Origin of the sequence: Streptococcus oralis, assembly GCF_003942585.1 — a bacterium.
Lineage (GTDB): Bacteria > Bacillota > Bacilli > Lactobacillales > Streptococcaceae > Streptococcus > Streptococcus oralis_BE.
Window position 1 is genome coordinate 1 of the sequence record NZ_RJNK01000005.1, and the last position, 25,922, is coordinate 25,922.

Consider the following 25,922-nt stretch of genomic DNA (forward strand, 5'->3'; position numbering starts at 1 on the left):
ATAAAATGCTTATTGTAACAACTAAAAATACTGTTTTTTTAAAATAATAGTAACTATGTTATTTTTTTGATTTTAAATTATGAAAGTGTTATAATTGCTATTGAGCGCAATAAATATAAAAAAGTGTTCAATAAATCCAATTTATATTTTATAAAATATATTCCTTGTTTATAGTCCGAAAAACGAATAGTGCACAAAAGTTTTCCGAACGTTATGACCAACGGTTCTTTTTTGGAGGTTTAATTTAAAATGAATAGAAAATATGGTCTTTTGGCGGGAGCGGCTCTGGCGACAGCAGTTGCAGTTTCAGCTTCTGTAACACCAACGGTTCATGCGGATAATCGTTGGGATTCCCGTCATAGTTGGGACTATGATTTTGATGATTGGGATTATAGTTATAATTATTGGAATCGAAACAACTACCGACAGCCAGATAGCGGTCGCTATTTCTACTGGAATGGTAGCTACTACTACCGTATGAGTGATGGTAGTTACTATATTTACCGTGATGGTGAGTGGAAACCACTGACAAACAATCGTGACAACGATTCTTCAACTAACAACTTAGTAAATGATAGCCACTATCGTTACGAGAATGGCTACCATTACTATGTATTAGAAAATGGGGATTATTACTACTACCAAAATGGTCGTTGGGTGTTTGTCAAGAAATCTGCGGATAATAACAAAGAGTTGGAGTTAGAAAATCCAGGTAGGGTGGAACTCCCAGAAAATCCACCGTTCAATGGAGCCGACGGGGAATTTAATCCTTTTGAATCAGGTACTATTGAATTTCCAGAGACTCCGTCTTACGGAGGTGCGGATAGTGAATATGATCCTTTTAACTTGGGGACAATCGAACTTCCAGAGAATCCCCCATTCAATGGAGCTGACGGAGAATTTAATCCTTTTGAATCAGGTACTATTGAGTTTCCAGAGACTCCGTCTTATGGAGGTGCGGGTAGTGAGTTGGATTCTTTTGCACCAAAACCAGATAATTCAACCAATCCCTCTGTCCCAGAGACCCCAGGTTTGATAACAACAGATGAACCGAGTGAAAATCAGATTCCTCCGTATGTTGAAAAACCAGCACCGGGATTAGAACACTTATTATGGGCTCCAAATGGAAGCAAACCCAAATTAGTCATTCCGCCAGGAAAACCAGGTGATAAGATCCTGGAGGGTGATCCAAACTATGCATTTGATGGCACCAATCACTATTACTATATTGAATCAAACGACGAAGTTACAGGTTACACAGCTTACTGGAAGTGGATGGAGGATGCATGGAAGTTGCATGGAATGACAGATCCAACAGATCCAGCGCTGGATCCGAATTTACACTCAAATTCCGTAGACGATGAATATAGCTATAGCGATCAAAACTCTAGCGTGAAATTGTATTCGACTAATTTAGTCGAAACTGCCAAAGCAGGACAAGCACTTCCTTTCAAAAATGTCGAGGAATTCAAAAACTATGTGATCGAAAAATTAAATCCTACGTTTCTAGATAATGCGGGTTGGGATGCCAAGGTCACTTGGGAAATTGAAGACGAGGAAATCTTTGAGAAAACCAAAAATGATCCTTGGGCTAGAGATTATGTTTTAGTTGCCAACCTCAAGAGCGGAGTGGATGAAGAAAAATACCGCGACGTAGAGTTTGGTTATGTGAAATTTGTCTTCCGCGTCGCTGCGACGGATGATACGAATTATTACTATATGGAAAAGGCCAAAGAAGCATTCGCTGAGATCAATGAAATTCGTAAAGAACAGGGCTTGAAAGAATTGACTTGGTCAGATGAGATTTATCAAAATCAAGCTCTACCAAAAGCAAACCAGATCTCTCGCCAATACGATAGCTCAGGCTTTGTTGGTCGTCGTGATCAAGATGCAGCTGCTGTTGTCAAGAAATGGGCAAATGGTGGTTTGAGGGAATTGCTTTTGGATCCAAATGCGACAGAAGGAGCTGTAGCAGCAGTAGTTAGTGGAAACGGGGACTATTACTGGGCTTATAATTACAAATAAAATAAATTTCTAACTCTATCAAGCTCTGTGTTAATTGTAGCGGATTGATGTTAGCTAAGATTTGGAGAGGACAATCACTATCCTCTCCATTTTTATTCAGAGAGATAAAGATTTGTTTCTTAGAATTATGAAAGCCACGGAAATCAAAGGAATTGTGTTTGCTGGCTTTTATAAGGCTGTTAGTAGTTTCCAGTTTCGCATTAGAATTAGGCGATTGAAGATGTTGCTAATCTTAATTTCACCTTTTAGGGAGGTTTGAAAAGGGGGATGTCTTGGATTTTATTTTCCATCAGTCCAAAAAGATTCTCGAGAACTAAACCAGTTGCCTATTTATTTTTGTATACTCAGTGGCTAATTTTATTCTAGAGCTGTCAATGCTAGTGTAGGTCAATCATTTGCTGGAAAACCATCAACTTTACAATTTAGGATAAATTTGATAAAATATGGTTATGTTATAAAAAGTGACATAAAGGAGTGAATGATGATCAAAATGAAAAAAAGACTCATCGGAACTGGACTTGTCCTAGCTACAGGAATTTTACTGACAGCTTGTGGACAGTCAAATACTGATACAAGCACCTTCTCATCAACATTTAGTGCAAATCCGACGACGTTTAACTATCTTTTAGACTATTATGCAGATAACACTTCAGTGATTACCAATCTTGTGGATGGTTTGTTAGAAAATGATAGCTATGGGAATCTAACGCCAGCTCTAGCTGAAGATTGGTCAGTTTCGGCGGATGGTTTAACCTATACCTATAAACTCAGAAAAGATGCCAAGTGGTACACAGCTGATGGAGAAGAGTATGCTCCAGTCAAAGCCCAAGACTTTGTTACTGGGATCAAGTATGCTGCGGACAACAAGGGGCAAGCTATGGATCTCATCCAAAACTCTATCAAGGGATTGAATGACTATGTGACAGGTGCGACCAATGACTTCACAACAGTTGGTGTGAAAGCCTTGGATGACTATACGGTTGAATACACTTTGACACGGCCAGAACCTTATTGGAATTCAAAGACAACCAATAGTATCCTTTTCCCGGTTAACGAAGAGTTCTTGAAGTCAAAGGATAAAGAATTTGGAACCTTGACACCAAATAGCATCCTTTACAACGGTCCGTACTTGTTAAAAGATTTTACATCAAAATCTTCAATCGAGTATGTCAAGAATCCACACTATTATGACCATGATAAAGTAACCATTGAGAAAGTTAAGTTAGCCTACTTTGATGGTTCAGATCAGGAGATGACCATCCGAAACTTTGAAAGTGGTGCCTACTCACTTGCGGGAGTCTATCCAAATAGCTCGAGCTATGCCAAGACGAAAGAAAAATATCAAGACAACATTGTTTATAGCTTACAAGACAAGACTTCTTGGTACTTCAACTTTAACGTTAACCGTAAAGCCTATAACCATACTGCAAAAACATCAGATCAACAAAAGAACTCAACGCAAACAGCGATTTTAAATAAGAACTTCCGTCAGGCCTTGAACTTTGCCATCGATCGTACGACCTACTCTGCCCAATCTAACGGTCAAGAAGCGGCAAGTAAGACCCTTCGTAATACCCTTGTTCCCCCTACTTTTGTCCAGGTGGGAGATAAGACCTTTGGAGAAGTAACAGCTTCAAAGCTTGTGAACTACGGAACTGAGTGGTCAGGAATCAACTTGGCGGATGCCCAAGACGGTTACTTCAACAAGGAAAAGGCCCAAGCAAAATTTGCGGAAGCTAAAAAGGAATTGGAAGCCCAAGGGGTTACCTTCCCGATTCATTTGGATGTCCCAGTTGATCAAACCAATAAAAATGCAGTTTCTGGGATGAATTCGCTTAAACAAACCCTTGAAACAGTACTAGGTTCTGACAATATCGTCATTGATGTTCAACAGCTTTCAACGGATGACTTTGGGAATGTTGCTTTCCTAGCACCAAATCCAGCAGCTCGTGATTACGATTTGAACTTTGATGGCTGGGTTGGTGATTATCAAGATCCGTCAACTTATCTGGATCCATTTAATACCGAAGATGGTTTTTATCTCAAAATTTTCGGTCTAGATGCTAGGGAAGATCAAGAATTGATCAAGAGTCTAGGATTAGATACCTATACAAAACTTCTAAAAGAAGCAGATGCTGAGAATAAAGATGTCGCTAAACGTTATGAAAAATACGCTGAAGCTCAAGCTTGGATGATTGACAATTCTCTAGTCATGTCTGTTATGTCAAATGGTGGTACAGCCTCTGTAACTAAAGTAACTCCGTTTACACGTGCCTACTCTTTAGTGGGAATCAAAGGTGATGGAAACAACTACAAGTACATGAGACTGCAAAAAGATCCTGTTACCAAGAAACAATTTGATGAAGCTAAGGCTAAGTGGGAAGAAGAAAGTAAAAAAGCTATCGAACAAAGTCAAAAAGAATTTGAAAATCATATCAAATAAAAAGTTAAATAAGGTCTCTTGCGAGGGATCTTGTTTTTGTTTGCTCAAGGTCCTAAATAATGAAAGCGGTCACTTCGAAATATAGCTAAGAAAAAATGAATGAAAACGCTGAGAATTGTGGGAATAAATGGAATTCACCTTACTTTTGTGATATAATTACTTTAATTATTATAGTATAGGGGAGTGTCATGACGAAACGTTCAAAGAGATCTCGCTCGGGGAAAGTAAAGCGAAGTGTTAACATAGCCTTGTTAACTGTTTATCTATTGTTGGCTGGCTTTTTATTGTTTTTGATTTTTAAATATAATATCCTTGCTTTTAGATATCTTAATCTAGTGGCAACTGCGTTAGTTCTACTAGTTGCCTTAGTAGGGTTGCTCTTGATTATCTATAAAAAAGCTGAAAAATTTACCGTTTTTCTGTTGGTGCTCTCTATATTTGCCAGCTCTGTGTCGCTTTTTGCAGTACAGCAGTTTGTTGGATTGACCAATCGTTTAAATGCGACTTCTAATTACTCAGAATATTCGATCAGTGTTGCTGTTTTAGCAGATAGTGAGATTGGAAATGTTACGCAACTGACGAGTGTAACAGCACCGACTGGGACTGATAATGAAAACATTCAAAAACTACTAGCTGATATCAAGTCAAGTCAGAATACCGATTTGACGGTCAACCAGAGTTCGTCTTACTTGGCAGCTTACAAGAGTTTGATTGCAGGTGATACCAAGGCTATTGTCTTAAATAGTGTCTTTGAAAATATCATCGAGTCAGAGTATCCAGATTACGCATCGAAGATAAAAAAGATTTATACTAAGGGATTCACTAAAAAAGTAGAAGCTCCTAAAACTTCAAAGAGTCAGTCTTTCAATATCTATGTGAGTGGAATTGATACCTATGGTCCTATTAGTTCGGTGTCGCGTTCAGATGTCAATATCTTGATGACTGTCAATCGAGATACCAAGAAAATCCTCTTGACCACAACGCCACGTGATGCTTATGTACCAATCGCAGATGGTGGAAATAATCAAAAAGATAAATTAACCCATGCGGGCATTTATGGAGTTGATTCATCCATCCACACCTTAGAAAATCTCTATGGAGTGGATATCAATTATTATGTGCGATTGAACTTCACTTCGTTTTTGAAATTGATTGATTTGTTGGGTGGGGTAGATGTTTATAATGATCAGGAATTCACAGCTCTACACGGGAAGTTTCAATTCCCTGTGGGCAATGTTCATCTTGATTCAGAACAGGCCCTCGGTTTTGTTCGTGAGCGCTATTCCCTGGCAGATGGTGACCGTGACCGCGGGCGTAATCAACAAAAGGTGATTGTGGCTATCCTTCAAAAATTAACGTCAACCGAAGCACTGAAAAATTATAGTATGATCATTGATAGCTTGCAAGATTCTATCCAAACAAATATGCCACTTGAGACCATGATGAATTTGGTCAATGCTCAGTTAGAAAGTGGTGGAACTTACAAAGTGAATTCGCAAGACTTGAAAGGTACAGGACGGATGGATCTTCCTTCCTATGCGATGCCAGATAGTAACCTTTACATGATGGAAATTGACGACAGTAGCCTTGCATCTGTCAAAGCTGCTATTCAAGACGTGTTGGAGGGAAAATGAAATGATTGATATTCATTCGCACATCGTCTTTGATGTAGATGATGGTCCCAAGTCAAGAGAGGAAAGCAAGGCTCTCTTGGCAGAAGCCTACAGGCAGGGGGTGCGAACCATTGTCTCTACCTCTCACCGTCGCAAGAGCATGTTTGAAACTCCGGAAGAGAAGATAGCAGAAAACTTTCTTCAGGTTCGGGAAATAGCTAAGGAAGTGGCGAGTGACTTGGTCATTGCTTATGGGGCTGAAATTTACTACACACCAGATGTTCTGGATAAGCTGGAAAAAAAGCGGATTCCGACCCTCAATGATAGTCGTTATGCCTTGATAGAGTTTAGTATGAACACCCCTTATCGCGATATTCATAGTGCCTTGAGCAAGATCTTGATGTTGGGAATTACTCCAGTCATTGCCCATATCGAGCGCTATGATGCTCTGGAAAATAATGAAAAACGCGTTCGAGAACTGATCGATATGGGCTGTTACACGCAAGTAAATAGTTCACATGTCCTCAAACCCAAACTTTTTGGCGAACGTTATAAATTCATGAAAAAAAGAGCTCAGTATTTTTTAGAGCAGGATTTGGTTCATGTCATTGCAAGTGATATGCACAATCTAGATGGTAGACCTCCTCATATGGCAGAAGCATATGACCTTGTTACCCAAAAATACGGAGAAGCGAAGGCTCGGGAACTTTTTATAGACAATCCTCGAAAAATTGTAATGGATCAACTAATTTAGGAGAAATGATGAAAGAACAAAATACGATAGAAATCGATGTATTTCAATTACTTAAAATCTTGTGGAAACGCAAGCTAATAATTTTATTAGTGGCACTTGTGACAGGTGCGGGGGCTTTTGCATATAGCACTTTTATTGTTAAGCCAGAATATACGAGCACCACGCGTATTTACGTAGTCAACCGTAATCAAGGAGATAAGCCGGGACTGACAAATCAGGATTTGCAGGCAGGATCTTATCTGGTAAAAGACTACCGTGAGATCATCCTTTCGCAGGATGTATTGGAAAAGGTAGCGACAAATTTGAAATTGGATATGCCAGCAAAAACGTTAGCCAGCAAAGTTCAAGTGACTGTACCAGCTGACACTCGTATCGTTTCAATCTCTGTCAAGGATAAACAGCCAGAGGAAGCCGGTCGCATCGCTAATTCTCTACGAGAAGTTGCTGCAGAAAAGATCATAGCTGTAACGCGAGTATCTGATGTAACGACACTTGAAGAAGCGCGACCAGCTACGACTCCCTCTTCTCCAAATATTCGACGCAACACCTTGTTTGGTTTTCTTGGAGGAGCAGTCGTAACAGTGGTTACTGTTCTTTTGATTGAGTTACTCGATACCCGTGTGAAACGTCCTGAAGATGTCGAAGATGTACTGCAAATTCCACTTCTAGGGGTCGTTCCAGATTTGGACAAAATAAAATAGGAGGAAGTTATGCCAACGTTAGAAATCTCACAGGCAAAATTGGATCTTGTAAAAAAGGCGGAGGAATATTATAACGCCTTGTGTACGAACCTACAGTTAAGTGGAGATGATTTGAAAGTATTTTCTATCACTTCTGTGAAACCAGGAGAAGGAAAATCAACGACTTCCACCAATATCGCTTGGGCTTTTGCGCGTGCAGGTTATAAAACACTGCTGATCGATGGAGATATTCGCAATTCTGTCATGTCAGGTGTTTTTAAAACAAGGGATAAGATTACAGGACTGACAGAATTTTTATCAGGAACTACAGACCTGTCACAAGGGCTTTGTGATACCAATATCGAAAATCTTTTTGTGATTCAGGCTGGCTCTGTATCGCCGAATCCGACAGCCCTTCTTCAAAGTAAGAATTTCAGTACAATGCTTGAAACCTTGCGTAAATATTTTGACTACATTATTGTAGACACTGCTCCTGTGGGTGTCGTGATTGATGCGGCTATTATTACGCGAAAATGCGATGCTTCTCTTTTAGTGACGGAGGCAGGTGAAACAAATCGACGGGATATTCAAAAAGCAAAAGAACAGTTGGAACACACAGGGAAGCCGTTTTTGGGAGTTGTGTTGAATAAATTCGATACTTCAGTAGACAAATACGGTTCTTACGGAAATTATGGAGATTACGGAAAAAAATAAAAAATAGGTTGGGGGATAGAGATGAATGGAAAAGTAGTAAAGCCTTCATTGGCCATAATCCAGAGTTTTCTTGTTATTTTATTGACTTATCTGCTTAGTGCTGTGAGAGAAACGGAGATTGTTTCAACAACAGCTATTGCACTTTATATCCTCCATTATTTTGTCTTTTATATCAGTGATTATGGAAAGGATTTCTTTAAAAGGGGATATTTGCTTGAACTTGTCCAGACATTGAAATATATCCTATTCTTTGCGCTAGCGATTAGTATTTCTAATTTTTTCTTAGAAGATCGATTTAGTATTTCCAGACGAGGCATGATTTACTTCCTCACATTACATGCTCTTTTAGTCTATGTGCTAAACCTATTTATCAAGTGGTATTGGAAGCGAGCTTATCCCAATTTTAAAGGAAGTAAGAAGATTCTCCTACTTACAGCAACATCTCGTGTCGAAAAGGTACTGGATAGACTAATAGAATCAAATGAGGTTGTTGGGGAGTTGGTAGCCGTCAGTGTCTTAGATAAACCAGATTTTCAGCATAATTCTTTAAAGGTAGTAGCAGAGGAGGAGATAGTAGATTTTGCGACTCATGAGGTGGTCGATGAAGTCTTTATCAATCTTCCGAGTGAAAAATACAATATTGGAGAGCTTGTCTCTCAGTTTGAAACGATGGGAATTGATGTAACAGTCAATCTAAATGCTTTTGATCGTAGTTTGGCACGTAACAAGCAAATTCGTGAGATGGCAGGATTAAACGTTGTGACTTTTTCTACAACATTTTATAAGACTAGCCACGTGATTGCTAAGCGGATTATTGATATTATCGGTTCCCTGGTAGGCCTGATACTATGTGGTCTAGTCAGTATTGTACTGGTTCCTTTGATTCGAAAGGATGGGGGCTCTGCTATTTTTGCTCAGACGCGTATAGGAAAAAATGGTCGCCAGTTCACTTTTTATAAGTTTCGCTCTATGTGTGTAGATGCCGAGGCGAAAAAAAGAGAACTCATGGAACAAAATACCATGCAGGGTGGAATGTTTAAGATGGACGATGATCCTCGTATCACGAAAATTGGTCGTTTTATAAGGAAGACTAGCTTGGATGAGTTGCCACAATTTTACAATGTTCTAAAGGGAGATATGAGTTTGGTAGGTACACGACCACCAACAGTGGACGAGTATGAACACTATACCCCAGAACAAAAACGTCGACTAAGTTTTAAACCTGGAATAACAGGCTTATGGCAGGTCAGTGGACGAAGTGAGATTAAGAATTTCGATGAAGTTGTCAAATTAGATGTGGCCTATATAGATGATTGGACAATTTGGAAAGACATTGAAATTTTATTGAAGACAGTTAAAGTTGTATTTATGAGAGATGGAGCGAAATAGATAATGAAAAAAGTTATAACATATGGAACATTTGATTTGTTGCACTATGGTCATATTAATCTTCTTAAAAGGGCTAAATCGTTAGGTGATTATTTAATTGTTGTGATTTCCACTGATGAATTCAACTGGAATGAAAAACAAAAAAAATGTTATTTTACATATGAACAAAGAAAAACACTCGTAGAGGCTATTAGGTATGTTGATTTAGTAATACCTGAAGAATCCTGGGAACAAAAAGTGACAGATGTCCATGAATATCACATAGATACCTTTGTAATGGGAGATGACTGGAAGGGGGAATTTGATTTTTTAGAGAAGGAAGGAGTTGAAGTGGTCTATTTACCAAGGACTCCTGAAATCAGTACAACTGAAATTAAGAATTCATTGGCAACCAGAGAATATTAAAAACGGAGTTTGAGATAACTATATGACAGATGAATTAGAACAGTTACATAACTTAGAACTTTTGTTAGCTTCAGAAGTGTTAAAAATATGTGAAAAATATAATTTAAAAATCGTGATGCTAGCAGGAACTTTTCTAGGGGCTATACGCCATAATGGATTCATCCCGTGGGACGATGATATGGATTTTGGTATGCCAAGAGAGGATTTTGAAAGATTTAAAGAATTATGTGTTTCGGATTTGGATAGGGAAAAATATTTTCTACAGACAGATCAAACAGATTTGAATTATCCATTTAATTTTGTGAAACTACGTCTCAATAACACACATGTTTCTGAGGAATTTTCTTTAGATGCAAATGTTCATGATGGAATTTATATTGATATTTTTCCGATTGATGATATCTGTCCCAAGCCTTTTAGACGATTCATTCAACTTAAAGGATTTTGGTTATTCCGAAATCTATTATGGATAAAATGTGGATATGGGGACAACGATAGAAAAAAACGATTAGCGTATAAGCTAGCTAAGCTTGCCACACATGTGTTCTCAATATCTTTTTTGAAAAAGATGAAGGAGAAGTGTATATTACTAGGGCAGAGTACCAATGCTGATAATGTAGTGGTTAGTGATGGTAGTTATGGAATAAAGAAAGAAACTTTTCCAAAAGTGTGGTTAGACGAAGTTGAAAGTTATTCCTTTGATGATATAAAATTATGGGGAATGAAGAATTATAGAGCATACTTAAAACATATGTATGGTGACTATATGCAGCTTCCACCTGAGAATCAACGAAATCATCACAAACGAATTAAAATTGATTTTGGCCCATACGTAGAAAAATAGGAGAATTCATAACTTTGTCTAAAAAAGAGATAAAACTTTGTCTAGTAGGATCTAGCGGTGGACATTTAAATCATCTCTATCTATTGAAACCATTTTGGCAGGATAAAGATAGACTATGGGTTACTTTTGATAAAGAAGATGCTCGAAGTATTTTATCAAATGAAAAATGTCATTATTGCTATTATCCGACTAATCGTAATATAAAAAATCTAATAAAAAATACATTTCTTGCTTTAAGAATATTATATAAAGAAAGGCCAGATGTTATCATTTCATCCGGAGCAGCGGTTGCAATACCGTTCTTTTATTTAGGTAAAATATTTGGTGCTAAAACCGTTTATATAGAAGTATTTGATCGTGTAGACGCTCCGACAATGACTGGCAAAATAGTATACCCTGTTACAGATAGATTCATTGTCCAATGGGAAGAAATGAAAAAAATCTATCCCAAGGCAATCAATTTGGGAGGAATTTTCTAATGATTTTTGTAACTGTCGGTACGCATGAGCAACAATTTAATAGACTAATAAAAGAGATTGATGAATTGAAAGCAGAGGGAGTTATTACGTCGGATGTATTTATCCAAGTTGGTTTTTCAGACTATCAACCTCGATTTTGCAGATGGGAACGTTTTCTTTCGTATGATGAGATGAATAACCTAATGGAAGAAGCGGATATAGTTATTACTCATGGTGGTCCTGCTACATTTATGAATGTTATTGCTAATGGGAAAAGACCAGTAGTTGTTCCGAGAAGAAAAAAATTTGGAGAACATGTGAATGACCATCAGTTAGATTTTTGTAATAGGATTGTTCAGGAGGGATATGACTTAGTAGTCATAGAGGATATTAAAAAAATCCGAGAATACCTGAATCCATCTAGTAGTATTGCCGTTAAATCTAATAATGAATGCTTTGTACAACATTTTTCAAATTTGATTGCAGAATTAGTTAAGTAAAAATGACGAAGAGCATAGAAGGAGACACTTGATGAAAATTTTGCATATTCCAACAGGAGGTTTGTTTTCTGATGGGATTGGAACATTTATATATTCATACCTCGAATACATGGACTTGAGTGAAATTGAAGTGACGATTCTAGCTACTAATAAACCGTTGTTAGAAGATAAATTGAAATTTCAAGTATTAGGTGTTCAGATTGTAGAAATTGAAAGAAAGAAATCCTCAATACTGGCATATATGAGAGAATTCCTTGAACTCTTAAAAGTAGGAAAATACGATGTTGTACATGTTCACGGGAGTAGTGCTCTTATGTCAATTGAATTGTTTATAGCAAAAATTATGGGAGTTCCTGTAAGAATAGCGCATAGTCATAATACAACGTGTAATCATATTCTACTAGACAGAATGCTACGTCCTTTTTTTTACACTTTATATACTCAATCTTGGGCGTGTGGTGAAAAGGCAGGAGAATGGCTTTTTAAGGATAAACGATTTAAAGTTGTACATAATGCCAGGGATGTAGAAAAATATAGTTTTAATCCTCATCTTCGCCGAGTATTTCGGACAACGCATTCATTAAAAGAAAATACACTTGCATTAGGACATGTAGGCAGATTCAATATTCAAAAAAATCATACATTTCTTCTTGATTTAATGGATGAAATGAAATGTAAGCAGAAGGATGTAAAATTGTTTTTGGTCGGTGAAGGAGAAAAAGTAGATGATGTTAAGAGATATGTAAAAGAACGAAAATTGGAAAATTCAATTGTTTTTTTGAATCGGTATTCGGATATGCAATCGTTTATTTCTGCTATGGATATAATGTTATTACCGAGTTTATACGAGGGGTTGCCTTTAGTTGCTATTGAGTGGCAAATTAATGGAATTCAATCTATTCTTTCAACGACAATTTCTGATGAGTGCATCTTCACAAATAGTATCCAACAATTACCAATTGACAACGTAAGTACTTGGATAAAAGCCATTGAAGATTTTTCATATATAAACAGATTGGAAAAATCTAGAGAAAATATTGACCTAGCTCAAAAATCAAACTATGATATCAGAATTGAAGCTAAAAAATTAGAGAATGAGTATAAAAAGTTGATTGGGGAGTAAGAATACAATGAATATATCAATTGTATTATCAACATTTAATGGTGATGAATATATTGTTGAACAGTTAGATACTCTAAGAAATCAAACGCGCCTTGCTGAGGAAGTCTTGATTAGTGATGATGCATCTACAGATGATACTGTTCAAATAATTGAAGATTATATTGCTAAATATGAGTTGAATAATTGGTCTATAAAAAAAAATAAAGAGAATCAAGGATGGAAGAATAATTTTGCCATGTTATTAGAGGAGGCGAAAGGAGATATCGTTTTTCTTTGTGATCAAGATGATATTTGGCATTTAGATAAAATTCAAAAAATGTCTAAGATTATGGAAAATAATGATAAGATTTTGTTGTTAGCCTCTAATTACACACCTTTTTATGTTGGTGATGGTGTCAAGATTAAATTGGATAAAAGTGATTTGGATAATAGTGAGGCAGTGTATCAACCAAATTTTTTAGATAACTTCTTTCATATTAGAAGGCCAGGGTGTGTTTATGCGGTGAACAAAAAGATTATTCCATATTTTTTAGAAATCCGAAGTAACGAAGATGCACATGATGCCTTGTTATGGAGGCTAGCTTCGCTTCTTAATGGGTTATACATTTACTCCTACTCTACTATCGATTTTAGAAGACACGATAGCAACGCGACTGGTAGCAGAGAAAGAAGTTTCCTAAGGAGAAAAGAGCAAGTTATTTATTATGATGATTTGCTTCAGAGATTAGATAAATTTAGTAAACAACATGATTTATCACTTTCAAATGAACAAATTAGTGTTTTGAACGATTACATTCTATGGGGAAAAAATCGAAGAGAATTATTTATGAAAAAGAATGTATTTATATTTTTTAAATTATTTAAATATCATAAGTTGTATTGGTCGTTCAGGTCATATATTACTGATTTTATAGTGTTATATATGAAGGAGTAATTCTAGTAATGTTAAAGAGTATTAGTGAAAGTAAAGGGGGGATTCAAAGTGAGTCCATCAAGAGTTAAAACTGATGTAAAATTGAATGAGTTTCTTTTTGGATTAGCTTTTTATCCTTGGCTAATAGCATGGCTGTTTACTTCGACCTTTTATAAAGATTTTATACATCCTTATGGAATAATAAAAACTTGGGAGTATGTGGGATTATTTTTTCTATTACTTAAATTTATGTTAGATAAATCTAAGATAAAATCGATAATCATTACTCCAATTATACTTCTTATAGGTTTTATTGTAAGTTATGATAATGGTAACGCCTCCTTTGTAGCATATACTTTGACTCTTATATATTCTTCAAGAGATATTAATTTTCGTAATTTGGTAAGGAATACAATGTTCTGCCAGATTGGAGTTGTAGGAACTGTTGTAGTAAGCTCTTTACTTGGTATTATTCCAAACGAGCTAACCTTAACATATTCAGGAGGTGTGATCCGCTCACGGTATGGACTAGGTTTTAACTACACATCATTTACTCCGAATTATTTCCTGAGTATATTGCTGGAATATGTGTATTTAAAAGGTGAAAAATATTGGACAATAAAAGAGCTTTTTATTTGTGTACTATTAAATATAGTTATTTATAAATACACAGATACCCGTCTTACTTTTATTATGGTATTTATCCTTCTTTTGATATCGTTTTCGAGAAGATTTATATCAATCAATATGAATTTTAAATTTCTGAAATATTTACTTACTCTTATTTATCCAATTATGGCGTATATGACTTATTGGCTGACAGCAAAATTTGATAGTAGAAATAGTTTATTATCTTTAATAAATAACTTATTGAGTCAAAGGTTGAGATTCGGTCAAGAAGGTTTAAGGAGATACCCTCTAAGATTATTTGGAACTCATGTTCAATGGGATACTTCGGCGAATTCTTATTTTTATGTAGATTCGTCGTACATCAATATACTTGTAAGCTATGGAACAGTAATTTTTTTCCTTACGTTAATAAGCTATTCAATTATAATGAGAAAAGTTATAATTAATCGAAATAAAACTTTATTGATTGTGTTAATTTTTTGGTCAGTAAGAGCTTGTATTGACCCACAATTATTTTTATTGTGGTTTAATCCATTTTTGTTTTTAATTGCGAGAACGTTTTTAGATGAAAGAGAGGGAATTGGAGATGATATCACTTATATGCGTATGGAATAATTACGATAAGTTAAATACAATTCTTAAATCATCTTTATCTAGACAAAAAGATGTTAAATATGAACTTATTATAGTGGATTCCAATAAATATGGATTTAATTCTGCTGCTGAGGCTTTGAATTTTGGAGGCAAACAAGCAAAAGGTGATTATCTATTTTTTGTTCATCAAGATATTAGTTTTCAAGATGACTTTGAGTTAGCAAAACTAGAATCTTATTGTAGAAATTTCATATTTGGAGTAGCAGGGGTAGCAGGGGTAAAGAATATTGAGGGAAAGGTCGTCAGTTTTTCAAATATCTTCCATGGGGACCCGAAAACAAAAGCGGCTAGTAAATCTATAAGTATCCCTGTTGAAGTTGATGCAATTGATGAGTGTTTGATTATTATTCCGAAAAAAGTTTTTAGTACGAATCAATTTAGTATAATCGGTCCTACCTGGCATTTATATGGAACAGACTATGCATTACAGATGAAGTTAATCAATTCGCCAGTATTAGTTTTTCCAAGTGAGTTATGGCATGTGTCAGATGGGAAATCTTTAAACCTTAATTATTTTGATGCGATACAATGGTTATTGAAAAAATACTCTAAAAATTATTCAGTAATATACACTTTTTTTGGAGTTTGGCCAAGTAATCCTATTCTATTAAAATTTAAATGTCTTTATAGAAAATTAAGGTTTTATATTAAGGGAGTGTAATAGAAGTGAAGCTATATGTCGCAACACATAAATCTTATAATCAAGTTCAAGACCAAGACCTATATATCCCTATATTGGTGGGCGCGAATAAGAATATTGGAGAAAAGAACTATTTAAGAGATAATCAGGGAGATGATAATATTTCTGATAGAAACTTTACATTTTGTGAATTAACAGGATTATATTGGATTTGGAAAAATTCTAAAGATGATATTGTTGGTTTATGTCATTATAGACGTTATTTTGGGAAAAACAAGCGTTTTTTTAAACAGAATTCTATTTTAACAAAGAATGATATTCTAAAACAATTAAATGATTATGATGTAATATTACCATCAAAGGGTATGAACGAGTATAACGGGTATACTGCTGAAGAGTTTTTTAACAAGAATCACGATCATGAAGTTTGGGAAATGTGTAGACAGATTATTTCAGAAAACAATAAAGATTACCTTGATGCTTTTAATTGGTTTTCTAAAGAAAAAACAGGATACTGTTATAATATGTTTATAATGTCTAGAGAAATGATGGATGAATATTGCAGTTGGTTATTTCCGATTCTTTTTGAACTAGATAAGAAGATTGATTATTCAAGATATGATAGTTACAATACTCGTATGATTGGTTTTGTTGCCGAACGTTTAATTAACGTATGGGTATATAAGAAACAACTAACTATAAAAGAATTTCCAGTTTTTTCAACAGAAGAACCAAGATTCTTACAAAGAATTCAGAAAAAATTATTTAATAAGTAGTAGTTTATTTATAAAAGTAGATTGTTAATAAATCTTTCAAGGTGCTATTTCCCCTTTTCTAATTAAGTTTTATTGCACTGTTCTCATAAATACTCCTAGAAAGACTAAGTTAAATAAAGATGAAAATTTTAAAGAATTATGTTTATAATTTATCATATCAGATACTAGTAGTTATTCTCCCAATAATAACTACTCCCTATATTACTAGAATATTTAGTTCTCAAGAATTAGGTGATTATGGATATTATAGTTCCATAGTAACTTACTTTATATTGCTCGCTACTTTAGGTGTTGCCAACTATGGGACTAAGGTAATTTCTGGACATCGTAATGAGATTAACAAAAACTTTTGGGGTATCTACTCTTTACAATTAGGTGCTGCAATCCTTTCGATTTCCTTATATTGTATTTTTTGTGTTAACCTTTCTCCAATGCAAAACCCAGTAGCTTATATTTTGGGATTGAGTTTAGTTTCTAAAGCTCTAGATATTTCCTGGCTTTTTCAAGGGTTAGAGGATTTTCGTAAAATTACTGTTCGAAATATTACGGTAAAACTCGTTGGGGTAATCTCTATTTTCCTATTTGTCAAATCTACTAACGACCTCTACCTTTATGTGTTCTTATTAACAATATTTGAGCTATTAGGACAATTAAGTATGTGGTTGCCGGCTCGAAAGTTTATTGGCAAGCCCCATGTTAATTTAGAATACGCTAGGTACCATTTGAAACCAATTATTTTATTATTTCTTCCTCAGATAGCAATCTCTTTATACGTTACTTTAGATCGTACGATGCTTGGAATTTTAGCCTCTACAAAAGATGTAGGAATCTACGATCAGGCCCTTAAATTGGTGAATATTTTATTAACTTTGGTAACGTCATTGGGGAGCGTTATGTTACCTCGAGTTGCTAATTTATTAGCAACAAGCAATCATAAGGAAGTCAATAAGATGCATGAGATTTCATTCCTAGTTTATAATTTGATTATTTTTCCGATTATAGCAGGTATGTTGATTGTTAATGACGATTTTGTTCAATTTTTCCTTGGTCAAGATTTTCAAGACGCACGTTTTGCGATAGCAATCATGATCTTCCGCATGTTTTTTATCGGTTGGACCAATATCATGGGAATTCAAATTTTAATTCCGCATAATAAAAATAAAGAATTTATGATTTCAACAACGATTCCTGCAATTACCAGTGTGGGATTAAATTTGTTGTTTCTTCCCAAACTTGGTTATATAGGGGCTGCAATTGTCTCGGTCTTGACTGAAGCCTATGTTTGGGGAATTCAATTATTCTTTACACGTTCTTATTTAAAGGAAATTTCTATTATTGCACCAATGACAAAAATTGTACTTGCATCTGCTATCATGTATGGCATTTTGCTGGCTTCAAAAACATTCATACATTTTTCACCGGTCATAAATGTTTTAGTGTTTGTGGTGCTTGGTGGAATCATTTACCTTTTTTTGATTCTATCTCTGAAAGTGGTAGATGTGACAGAATTAAAACAAATGATTAGGAAAAATTAGAATGCGCAAATATCGAAATATTAATTTAGATCTATTAAAAGTACTTGCATGTGTTGGAGTTGTTCTACTTCATACAACGATGGGTGGGTTTAAAGAGACAGGTTCTTGGAATCTTTTGACATATTTATATTATTTAGGAACCTATTCTATTCCTCTATTTTTTATGGTCAATGGTTATTTATTGTTAGGAAAGAGAGAGATTACCTATTCTTACATACTGCAGAAAGTAAAATGGATTCTAATAACAGTGTCGTCATGGACCTTTATCGTCTGGCTGTTTAAAAGAGACTTCACAGAGAACCTAATTAAAAAAATTGTAGGTTCTTTGATACAAAAAGGTTATTTCTTTCAGTTTTGGTTTTTCGGATCCTTAATGCTTATTTATATATGTTTGCCGATTTTGAAAAAATTTCTAAATTCAAAAAGAAGTTATTTATACAGTCTATCTTTATTGGTAGTTATTGGTTTGATTTTTGAGTTAGCAAATATTGTATTTCAAATGCCAGCACAAACATATGTTATACAAACCTTTAGATTATGGACTTGGTTTTTTTACTACCTTTTAGGTGGTTTTATAGCGCAATTTAACAAGGATATTATCAAAAATAGTTTTAAGAGATGGATGAAAGCAGTTGTGATACTGTTGTTATTGATTTCACCAGTAATATTATTTTTCATAGCGAAGACTACTTATCATAATCTTTTTGCTGAATATTTTTATGATACTTTATTTGTAAAAGTCAGTACTCTAGGAGTTTTTCTAACTATCCTCACGCTTACGTTGAATGAAAACCGAAACGAATGGATTGTTTTCCTTTCTAATCAAACAATGGGAGTTTTCATAATACACACTTATATTATGAAATTGTGGGAAAGGATATTTGGTTTTAATTTTGTAGGAGCATATTTACTTTTTGCTCTATTTACTTTAAGTGTTAGTTTTATTATTGTTGGAATGTTAATGAAGATTCCTTACTTCAATCGAATCGTCAAATTATAAAAAGGAGAACACTATGTACGATTATCTTATCGTCGGAGCTGGTTTGTCTGGAGCTATTTTTGCTCACGAAGCTAAAAAACGTGGAAAAAAAGTAAAAGTGATTGATAAACGCGATCACATTGGAGGGAACATCTACTGTGAAAATGTAGAAGGTATCAATGTCCATAAATATGGTGCCCATATCTTCCATACTTCTAATAAAAAAGTTTGGGACTATGTTAATCAATTTGCTGAGTTTAACAACTATATCAACTCACCTGTCGCAAACTATAAAGGAAGTCTTTATAATCTTCCTTTCAATATGAATACTTTCTATGCTATGTGGGGGACAAAAACTCCACACGAAGTGAAAGATAAAATTGCTGAGCAGACAGCTGATATGAAGGATGTTGAGCCGAAAAATCTGGAAGAACAAGCTATCAAGTTGATTGGTCCGGATATCTATGAAAAATTGATCAAGGGTTATACTGAAAAACAATGGGGACGTTCTGCGACAGACCTTCCACCATTTATCATCAAACGCCTTCCAGTTCGTTTAACCTTTGATAATAACTATTTTAACGACCGTTACCAAGGAATTCCTATTGGTGGTTACAATGTCATCATCGAAAATATGCTGAAAGATGTAGAAGTTGAACTTGGAGTAGATTTCTTTGCTCACCGTGAAGAGTTGGAAGCATCTGCTAATAAAGTTGTCTTCACAGGAATGATCGACCAGTATTTTGACTACCAGCACGGAGAGTTAGAATACCGTAGCCTTCGTTTTGAGCATGAAACCTTGGACGAGGAAAATTATCAAGGGAATGCTGTAGTGAACTATACAGAGCGTGAGATTCCCTATACTCGTATTATCGAACACAAGCATTTCGAGTATGGCACGCAGCCAAAGACCGTTATCACGCGTGAATATCCAGCCGACTGGAAGCGTGGGGACGAACCCTACTATCCGATCAACGATGAGAAAAATAATACTATGTTTGCTAAGTACCAAGAGGAGGCTTCAAAGAATGATAAGGTTATCTTCTGTGGACGCTTAGCAGATTATAAATATTATGATATGCATGTGGTGATTGAACGCGCGCTTGAGGTTGTGGAGAAAGAATTTAGTAATTGAAAAATAACGAAGAAAGGTTGCTTATTATGAAAGGTATTATTCTTGCGGGTGGCTCAGGTACCCGACTGTACCCTCTTACACGAGCTGCGTCAAAACAGCTGATGCCGGTTTATGATAAACCCATGATTTACTATCCCTTGTCAACCTTGATGTTGGCTGGGATTAAGGACATCTTGATTATCTCCACTCCGACGGATCTGTCTCGTTTTGAGGATCTGCTTGGAGATGGCTCTGAGTTCGGTATCAAGATTTCTTATGCAGAGCAGCCAAGTCCGGACGGATTGGCGCAAGCCTTTATCATTGGGGCTGATTTTATTGGAAATGATAATGTAGCTCTGATTCTTGGAGACAATATCTATCATGGACCTGGTTTGAGCAGAATGCTCCAAAAGGCAGCTAAGAAAGGGAAAGGTGCTACTGTTTTTGGTTACCAAGTGAAGGACCCAGAGCGTTTTGGTGTGGTTGAGTTTGATGAAGACATGAATGCCATTTCCATAGAAGAAAAACCGGGGAATCCTCGCTCCAACTATGCAGTGACTGGTCTCTATTTTTATGATAATGATGTTGTAGAGATTGCGAAAAATATAAAGCCAAGTGCTCGTGGTGAGTTAGAAATCACAGATGTCAATAATGCTTATTTAAAGCGTGGAGATTTATCTGTTGAGGTTATGGGGCGTGGTTTTGCCTGGTTGGATACAGGAACACATGAGAGCTTGTTAGAGGCCTCACAATATATCGAAACGGTTCAACGGATGCAGAACGTACAGGTTGCCAATCTGGAAGAAATTGCCTATCGAATGGGTTATATCAGTCGTGAAGACGTGCTGGAATTGGCACAACCTCTTAAAAAGAATGAATACGGGCAGTACCTGCTCCGTTTGATTGGAGAAATCTAGATGACAGATAATTTTTTTGGAAAAACACTTGCAGTGCGTAAGATTGATGCAATTCCAGGTTTGTTAGAGTTTGACATTCCAGTTCATGGAGACAATCGTGGCTGGTTTAAGGAAAATTTCCAGAAGGAAAAGATGGTGCCACTTGGCTTTCCTGAAAGCTTCTTTGCTGAAGGGAAACTGCAAAATAACGTCAGCTTTTCTCGCAAAAATGTTCTTCGAGGCCTCCATGCCGAACCTTGGGACAAGTATATCTCTGTTGCAGACGATGGCAAGGTTTTAGGTTCTTGGGTAGACCTGCGTGAGGGTGAAACTTTTGGGAATGTTTACCAGACAGAGATTGACGCTAGTAAGGGAATCTTTGTCCCTCGTGGCGTAGCCAATGGATTTCAAGTCCTATCTGATACAGTTTCTTATATCTATCTGGTTAATGATTATTGGGCGCTTGAACTCAAACCTAAGTATGCCTTTGTTAACTACTCTGACCCAGAATTAGGAATTGAGTGGGAAAATCTGGAAGAAGCAGAGGTATCTGAAGCGGACAAACATCATCCCCTACTTAAGGACGTGAAGCCTTTGAAAAAAGAAGATTTGGAATAAGGAAATAATATGACTGAATACAAAAAAATCATCGTGACAGGTGGGGCTGGTTTTATTGGTTCTAACTTTGTTCATTATGTTTACAATAACTTTCCAGATGTGCATGTGACAGTGCTGGACAAGCTGACTTATGCAGGTAATCGTGCCAATATTGAAGAAATTTTAGGCGACCGTGTTGAGTTAGTTGTTGGAGATATTGCGGATGCAGCCTTGGTAGATAAGCTAGCTGCTCAAGCAGATGCGATCGTTCATTACGCTGCAGAAAGCCACAATGACAACTCGCTCAACGATCCGAGTCCCTTTATCCATACCAACTTCATCGGAACTTATACACTTTTGGAAGCAGCTCGTAAATACGACCTTCGTTTCCACCATGTGTCGACTGACGAAGTCTATGGGGATCTGCCGCTGCGTGAAGATTTACCAGGTCATGGGGAAGGACCAGGTGAGAAATTTACGGCTGAAACCAAGTACAATCCAAGTTCGCCTTACTCATCGACTAAGGCGGCTTCAGACTTGATTGTCAAAGCTTGGGTGCGCTCATTTGGCGTCAAAGCTACTATTTCCAACTGTTCCAACAACTATGGTCCTTACCAGCATATTGAGAAGTTCATTCCACGACAAATCACCAATATCTTGAGCGGTATCAAGCCAAAACTCTATGGTGAAGGTAAAAACGTCCGTGACTGGATCCATACCAATGACCATTCATCAGGCGTTTGGACAATTCTGACCAAGGGTCAAATCGGCGAAACTTATTTGATCGGTGCTAATGGTGAGAAGAACAACAAGGAAGTGTTAGAGCTCATCCTTAAGGAAATGGGACAGCCAGCTGACGCTTATGATCATGTGACCGACCGTGCTGGCCACGACTTGCGTTATGCTATTGATGCCAGCAAACTTCGTGATGAGCTAGGCTGGAAGCCAGAGTTCACCAACTTTGAAGCAGGTCTCAAAGAGACCATCAAGTGGTACACGGATAACCAAGACTGGTGGAAATCAGAAAAAGAAGCAGTCGAAGCTAACTATGCTAAGACACAACAAGTGATTAAATAAATGCATACAAAAAAGCAAGAGAATTCAAGGTCTCTTGCTTTTTATGTGTGTCGTAATCTTTTATTTTCTTACTTCTTGTTTATAAAACTCTTTAAGGGCATCTTGCCAGGTTGGAATGACGAAACCTGTCGCCTTTGCTTTTGCCAAGCTCATAGTTGAGTTGAGGGGGCGTTTAGCCTTGGCAGGAAACTTGCTGGAGTCTACTGGTACTACTTCAATATCACTGTCCTTAAGAATTTCAACAGCAAAGTCATACCAAGTGGTATCCTCAGCTGCATCATTTGATAAGTGGTAGTAGCCATATTCTTTTTGATTTTCAGTCAAGTAGGTCATAAATTCGGCCAAGGTACGTGTCCAAGTTGGGCGACCGTGTTGGTCGTTGACTACAGTAAGAGTTTTATGGGTTTTGGCTAGATTTTGCATGGTAAAAACAAAGTTTTTTCCATAATTTCCAAAGACCCAAGCAGTGCGGATAATGTAATGCTGTGACGTAAGGTTTTCAACAAGCTCTTCACCCATTCGCTTGGTACGTCCGTACTCTGTCTGCGGATCAGGTAGGTCATCAACTTCCCATTCTTGTCCGACGGGTTTCTTTCCATCAAAGACGTAGTCTGTTGAGATATAGACCAGAGTAGCTCCGTATTTCTCAGAGGCCTTAGCAACATTTTCAGTTCCAGTTACGTTTATGGCAAAATCCAGTTCTTTTCCTTCATCTTCAGCTGCATCAACAGCAGTATAGGCTGCGCAATGATAGACTAAAGTTGGCTTAACCTCAGCAAATACTTTTTCAACCATTTCAGAATTAGTGATATCCATTTCGGCCATATCCACCGCAACATAGTCCACATTTCTTTCATCTAGCAGATAACGTAGTTCTGTACCGAGTTGACCATTTGCACCTGTAATTAAGATCATATCTTTCTCCTTGATTGTTCTTATACTTAATTATAGCAAAAATATAGAAAAATTGGTTTTTAGTGAAACTTTTTTCGGTATAAACTTTGTTAGTAAAGCCCAAGAGAGACGAATAATTATTACTTTAGAATATCCTTGAAACTATTTTTCAGAATATACCAAATTAACACAAAAATTCTGAAAATTCTGTTGACATCTTTCTGAAAAGAGTCTATAATGGAGAGAAAGTTTTAAAGGAGAAAATGATGAAAAGTTCAAAACTATTTGCCCTTGCGGGCGTGACATTATTGGCGGCGACGACTTTAGCTGCATGTTCTGGATCAGGTTCGAGCGCTAAAGGTGAGAAGACATTCTCATACATTTATGAGACGGATCCTGATAACCTAAACTATTTGACAACCAATAAAGCAGCTACAGCAGATATTACTAGTAACGTGGTTGATGGTTTGCTAGAAAATGATCGCTACGGGAACTTTGTGCCGTCTATGGCTGAGGATTGGTCTGTATCCAAGGATGGATTGACTTACACTTATACTATCCGTAAGGATGCAAAATGGTATACTTCTGAAGGTGAAGAATACGCGACAGTCAAAGCTCAAGACTTTGTAACAGGACTTAAATATGCTGCTGATAAAAAATCTGATGGTCTTTATTTAGTTCAAGAATCAATCAAAGGATTGGACGCCTATGTGAAAGGAGAAATTACAGACTTCTCTCAAGTAGGAATCAAGGCCCTTGATGATTATACAGTTCAGTACACTTTGAACAAACCAGAAAGCTTCTGGAATTCTAAGACAACAATGGGGGTAATGGCTCCAGTTAACGAAGAGTTTTTGAATTCTAAAGGGGATGATTTCGCTAAAGGAACAGATCCAAGTAGCATCCTATACAATGGGCCATTCTTGCTCAAATCGATTGTAGCCAAATCTTCTGTTGAATTTGCGAAAAATCCTAACTACTGGGATAAGGACAATGTCCATATCGATAAGGTTAAATTATCATTCTGGGATGGTCAAGATACCAACAAACCAGCTGAAGCCTTCAAGGATGGAAGCTTTACTATGGCACGTCTCTTCCCAACAAGCGCTAGCTACCCAGAGATTGAGAAATCATTTAAAGATAACATCGTTTATACCCAACAGGATTCGACTACTTATTTAGTAGGTACGAATATTGATCGCCAGTCTTATAAGTATACTTCTAAGACAACGGATGAAGAAAAAACATCAACCAAGAAAGCTCTTCTAAACAAAGATTTCCGTCAAGCTCTTGCTTTTGGTTTTGATAGAACTGCCTATGCCTCTCAAGTAAACGGTGCAAGCGGTGCGACTAAACTGCTTCGTAACTTGTTTGTTCCACCTACATTTGTTCAAGCAGATGGCAAAAACTTTGGTGAGTTGGTCAAAGAAAAATTGGTGACATACGGTGACGAGTGGAGCAACGTGAACTTGGATGATGCCCAAGATGGACTTTATAATCCAGAAAAATCCAAAGCAGAATTCGCCAAGGCTAAGACAGCTCTTCAAGCAGAAGGTGTGAAATTCCCAATCCACTTGGATATGCCTGTAGACCAAACAAACACGACGAAAGTTCAACGTGTGCAATCTTTGAAACAGTCACTTGAAGCAACTTTGGGAACAGATAATGTAGTTGTGGATATCCAACAACTTCAAAAAGATGATGTATTGAACATCACCTACTTTGCCGAGACTGCTGCTGGTGAAGATTGGGATATCTCAGATAACGTTGGTTGGTCTCCAGACTTTGCGGATCCATCTACCTACCTTGATATCATCAAGCCATCTGTCGGAGAAAATACGAAGACTTACCTAGGATTTGACTCTGGAACCAACAACGCGGCAGCTAAGCAAGTTGGTTTGGAAGATTACGAGAAAATGGTTGTCGAAGCAGGAAAAGAAGTTTCTGATGTTTCAAAACGTTATGAAAAATATGCTGCTGCCCAAGCTTGGTTGACCGACAGTGCCTTGCTCATCCCAACAACTTCTAAAACTGGTCGTCCAATGTTGTCTAAGATGGTGCCATTTACTCTTCCGTTTGCTTACTCAGGTAACAAGGGTACGAGCGAAGCCCTCTTGTATAAATACCTAGATCTACAAGATAAGGCCGTGACAACAGAAGAATACCAAAAAGCCCAAGAAAAATGGTTGAAAGAAAAAGAAGAGTCGAATAAAAAGGCTCAAGAAGATCTCGCAAAACATGTGAAATAATGCAAAAGAGCTAACGATAA

24 protein-coding genes are annotated in these 25,922 nt (G+C 36.6%); 23 read left to right on the plus strand and 1 reads right to left on the minus strand.

Features of this window, described 5'->3' with window-relative positions; all coding sequences use genetic code 11:
- Positions 1–249 precede the first annotated feature (249 nt).
- The 22 genes from D8862_RS06775 (at position 250) to rfbB (ending at position 22,759) form a co-directional block, all read left to right on the plus strand.
- A complete protein-coding gene (locus D8862_RS06775) occupies positions 250–2,025 on the plus strand; it encodes a CAP domain-containing protein (protein WP_125449528.1) in 1,776 nt (591 codons plus the stop codon).
- A 481-nt stretch (positions 2,026–2,506) separates the two neighbouring features.
- Positions 2,507–4,468 (plus strand): peptide ABC transporter substrate-binding protein, encoded by a 1,962-nt coding sequence (locus tag D8862_RS06780; RefSeq protein WP_125449530.1) that lies wholly within the window; start codon positions 2,507–2,509, stop codon positions 4,466–4,468.
- Positions 4,469–4,656: 188 nt separating this feature from the next.
- A complete protein-coding gene (cpsA, locus tag D8862_RS06785; RefSeq protein ID WP_125449532.1) occupies positions 4,657–6,102 on the plus strand; it encodes an LCP family glycopolymer transferase CpsA in 1,446 nt (481 codons plus the stop codon).
- Between the two features lies 1 nt (position 6,103).
- Entirely contained in the window at positions 6,104–6,835 is a 732-nt protein-coding gene (cps4B, locus tag D8862_RS06790; RefSeq protein WP_125449534.1) for a capsular polysaccharide biosynthesis protein Cps4B, read from the plus strand.
- An 8-nt stretch (positions 6,836–6,843) separates the two neighbouring features.
- A complete protein-coding gene (cpsC, locus tag D8862_RS06795) occupies positions 6,844–7,536 on the plus strand; it encodes a capsular polysaccharide biosynthesis protein CpsC (protein ID WP_125449536.1) in 693 nt (230 codons plus the stop codon).
- A 9-nt stretch (positions 7,537–7,545) separates the two neighbouring features.
- Positions 7,546–8,229 carry a tyrosine-protein kinase gene (locus D8862_RS06800; protein WP_125449538.1) on the plus strand — a complete coding sequence of 228 codons (684 nt, stop codon included), beginning with the start codon at positions 7,546–7,548 and terminating at the stop codon, positions 8,227–8,229.
- 21 nt (positions 8,230–8,250) lie between these two features.
- Positions 8,251–9,618: a sugar transferase gene (locus D8862_RS06805; protein WP_125449540.1), complete on the plus strand. Its 1,368-nt coding sequence runs from the start codon at positions 8,251–8,253 to the stop codon at positions 9,616–9,618.
- Positions 9,619–9,621: 3 nt separating this feature from the next.
- The gene (tagD, locus tag D8862_RS06810; RefSeq protein ID WP_125449543.1) at positions 9,622–10,023 is read left to right on the plus strand and encodes a glycerol-3-phosphate cytidylyltransferase; all 402 of its coding nucleotides are present in this window, start codon (positions 9,622–9,624) and stop codon (positions 10,021–10,023) included.
- Positions 10,024–10,045: 22 nt separating this feature from the next.
- Positions 10,046–10,867, plus strand: coding sequence for a LicD family protein (locus D8862_RS06815; RefSeq protein WP_000129020.1), 822 nt, complete (start codon positions 10,046–10,048; stop codon positions 10,865–10,867).
- Between the two features lie 29 nt (positions 10,868–10,896).
- Positions 10,897–11,346, plus strand: coding sequence for a PssD/Cps14F family polysaccharide biosynthesis glycosyltransferase (pssD, locus tag D8862_RS06820; protein ID WP_025172328.1), 450 nt, complete (start codon positions 10,897–10,899; stop codon positions 11,344–11,346).
- On the plus strand, positions 11,346–11,825 hold the full coding sequence (locus D8862_RS06825) for a glycosyltransferase (RefSeq protein ID WP_125449545.1): 480 nt from the start codon (positions 11,346–11,348) through the stop codon (positions 11,823–11,825). The genes pssD and D8862_RS06825 overlap by 1 nt, the downstream gene beginning before the upstream one ends.
- Positions 11,826–11,856: 31 nt before the next feature.
- Positions 11,857–12,948 (plus strand): glycosyltransferase family 1 protein, encoded by a 1,092-nt coding sequence (locus D8862_RS06830; RefSeq protein WP_125449547.1) that lies wholly within the window; start codon positions 11,857–11,859, stop codon positions 12,946–12,948.
- Positions 12,949–12,955: 7 nt separating this feature from the next.
- Positions 12,956–13,882, plus strand: a complete 927-nt coding sequence (locus D8862_RS06835; RefSeq protein WP_125449549.1) for a glycosyltransferase — start codon at positions 12,956–12,958, stop codon at positions 13,880–13,882.
- 24 nt (positions 13,883–13,906) lie between these two features.
- Positions 13,907–15,106: a hypothetical protein gene (locus D8862_RS06840; protein ID WP_125449551.1), complete on the plus strand. Its 1,200-nt coding sequence runs from the start codon at positions 13,907–13,909 to the stop codon at positions 15,104–15,106.
- Positions 15,072–15,806: a glycosyltransferase family A protein gene (locus D8862_RS06845; protein WP_185760850.1), complete on the plus strand. Its 735-nt coding sequence runs from the start codon at positions 15,072–15,074 to the stop codon at positions 15,804–15,806. The genes D8862_RS06840 and D8862_RS06845 overlap by 35 nt, the downstream gene beginning before the upstream one ends.
- A 5-nt stretch (positions 15,807–15,811) precedes the next feature.
- The gene (locus D8862_RS06850; protein WP_260467912.1) at positions 15,812–16,561 is read left to right on the plus strand and encodes a DUF4422 domain-containing protein; all 750 of its coding nucleotides are present in this window, start codon (positions 15,812–15,814) and stop codon (positions 16,559–16,561) included.
- A 119-nt stretch (positions 16,562–16,680) separates the two neighbouring features.
- On the plus strand, positions 16,681–18,096 hold the full coding sequence (locus tag D8862_RS06855; RefSeq protein WP_125449558.1) for a flippase: 1,416 nt from the start codon (positions 16,681–16,683) through the stop codon (positions 18,094–18,096).
- 1 nt (position 18,097) lies between these two features.
- On the plus strand, positions 18,098–19,096 hold the full coding sequence (locus D8862_RS06860) for an acyltransferase (protein WP_125449560.1): 999 nt from the start codon (positions 18,098–18,100) through the stop codon (positions 19,094–19,096).
- A gap of 13 nt (positions 19,097–19,109) precedes the next feature.
- Positions 19,110–20,210 (plus strand): UDP-galactopyranose mutase, encoded by a 1,101-nt coding sequence (glf, locus tag D8862_RS06865; RefSeq protein ID WP_125449562.1) that lies wholly within the window; start codon positions 19,110–19,112, stop codon positions 20,208–20,210.
- A gap of 26 nt (positions 20,211–20,236) precedes the next feature.
- Positions 20,237–21,106 carry a glucose-1-phosphate thymidylyltransferase RfbA gene (gene rfbA / locus D8862_RS06870; RefSeq protein WP_125449564.1) on the plus strand — a complete coding sequence of 290 codons (870 nt, stop codon included), beginning with the start codon at positions 20,237–20,239 and terminating at the stop codon, positions 21,104–21,106.
- Positions 21,107–21,703: a dTDP-4-dehydrorhamnose 3,5-epimerase family protein gene (locus D8862_RS06875; RefSeq protein WP_125449566.1), complete on the plus strand. Its 597-nt coding sequence runs from the start codon at positions 21,107–21,109 to the stop codon at positions 21,701–21,703.
- Positions 21,704–21,712: 9 nt separating this feature from the next.
- Complete coding sequence (gene rfbB / locus D8862_RS06880; RefSeq protein ID WP_125449568.1) at positions 21,713–22,759, plus strand: dTDP-glucose 4,6-dehydratase; 1,047 nt, start codon at positions 21,713–21,715, stop codon at positions 22,757–22,759.
- A 60-nt stretch (positions 22,760–22,819) separates the two neighbouring features.
- Here the strand turns inward: rfbB and rfbD are convergent, their stop codons facing one another.
- Positions 22,820–23,674 carry a dTDP-4-dehydrorhamnose reductase gene (gene rfbD / locus D8862_RS06885; RefSeq protein ID WP_125449570.1) on the minus strand — a complete coding sequence of 285 codons (855 nt, stop codon included), beginning with the start codon at positions 23,672–23,674 and terminating at the stop codon, positions 22,820–22,822.
- A gap of 245 nt (positions 23,675–23,919) precedes the next feature.
- On the opposite strand from rfbD, the gene D8862_RS06890 reads away from it, so the two are divergent.
- Entirely contained in the window at positions 23,920–25,902 is a 1,983-nt protein-coding gene (locus D8862_RS06890; protein WP_125449572.1) for a peptide ABC transporter substrate-binding protein, read from the plus strand.
- Positions 25,903–25,922 lie beyond the last annotated feature (20 nt).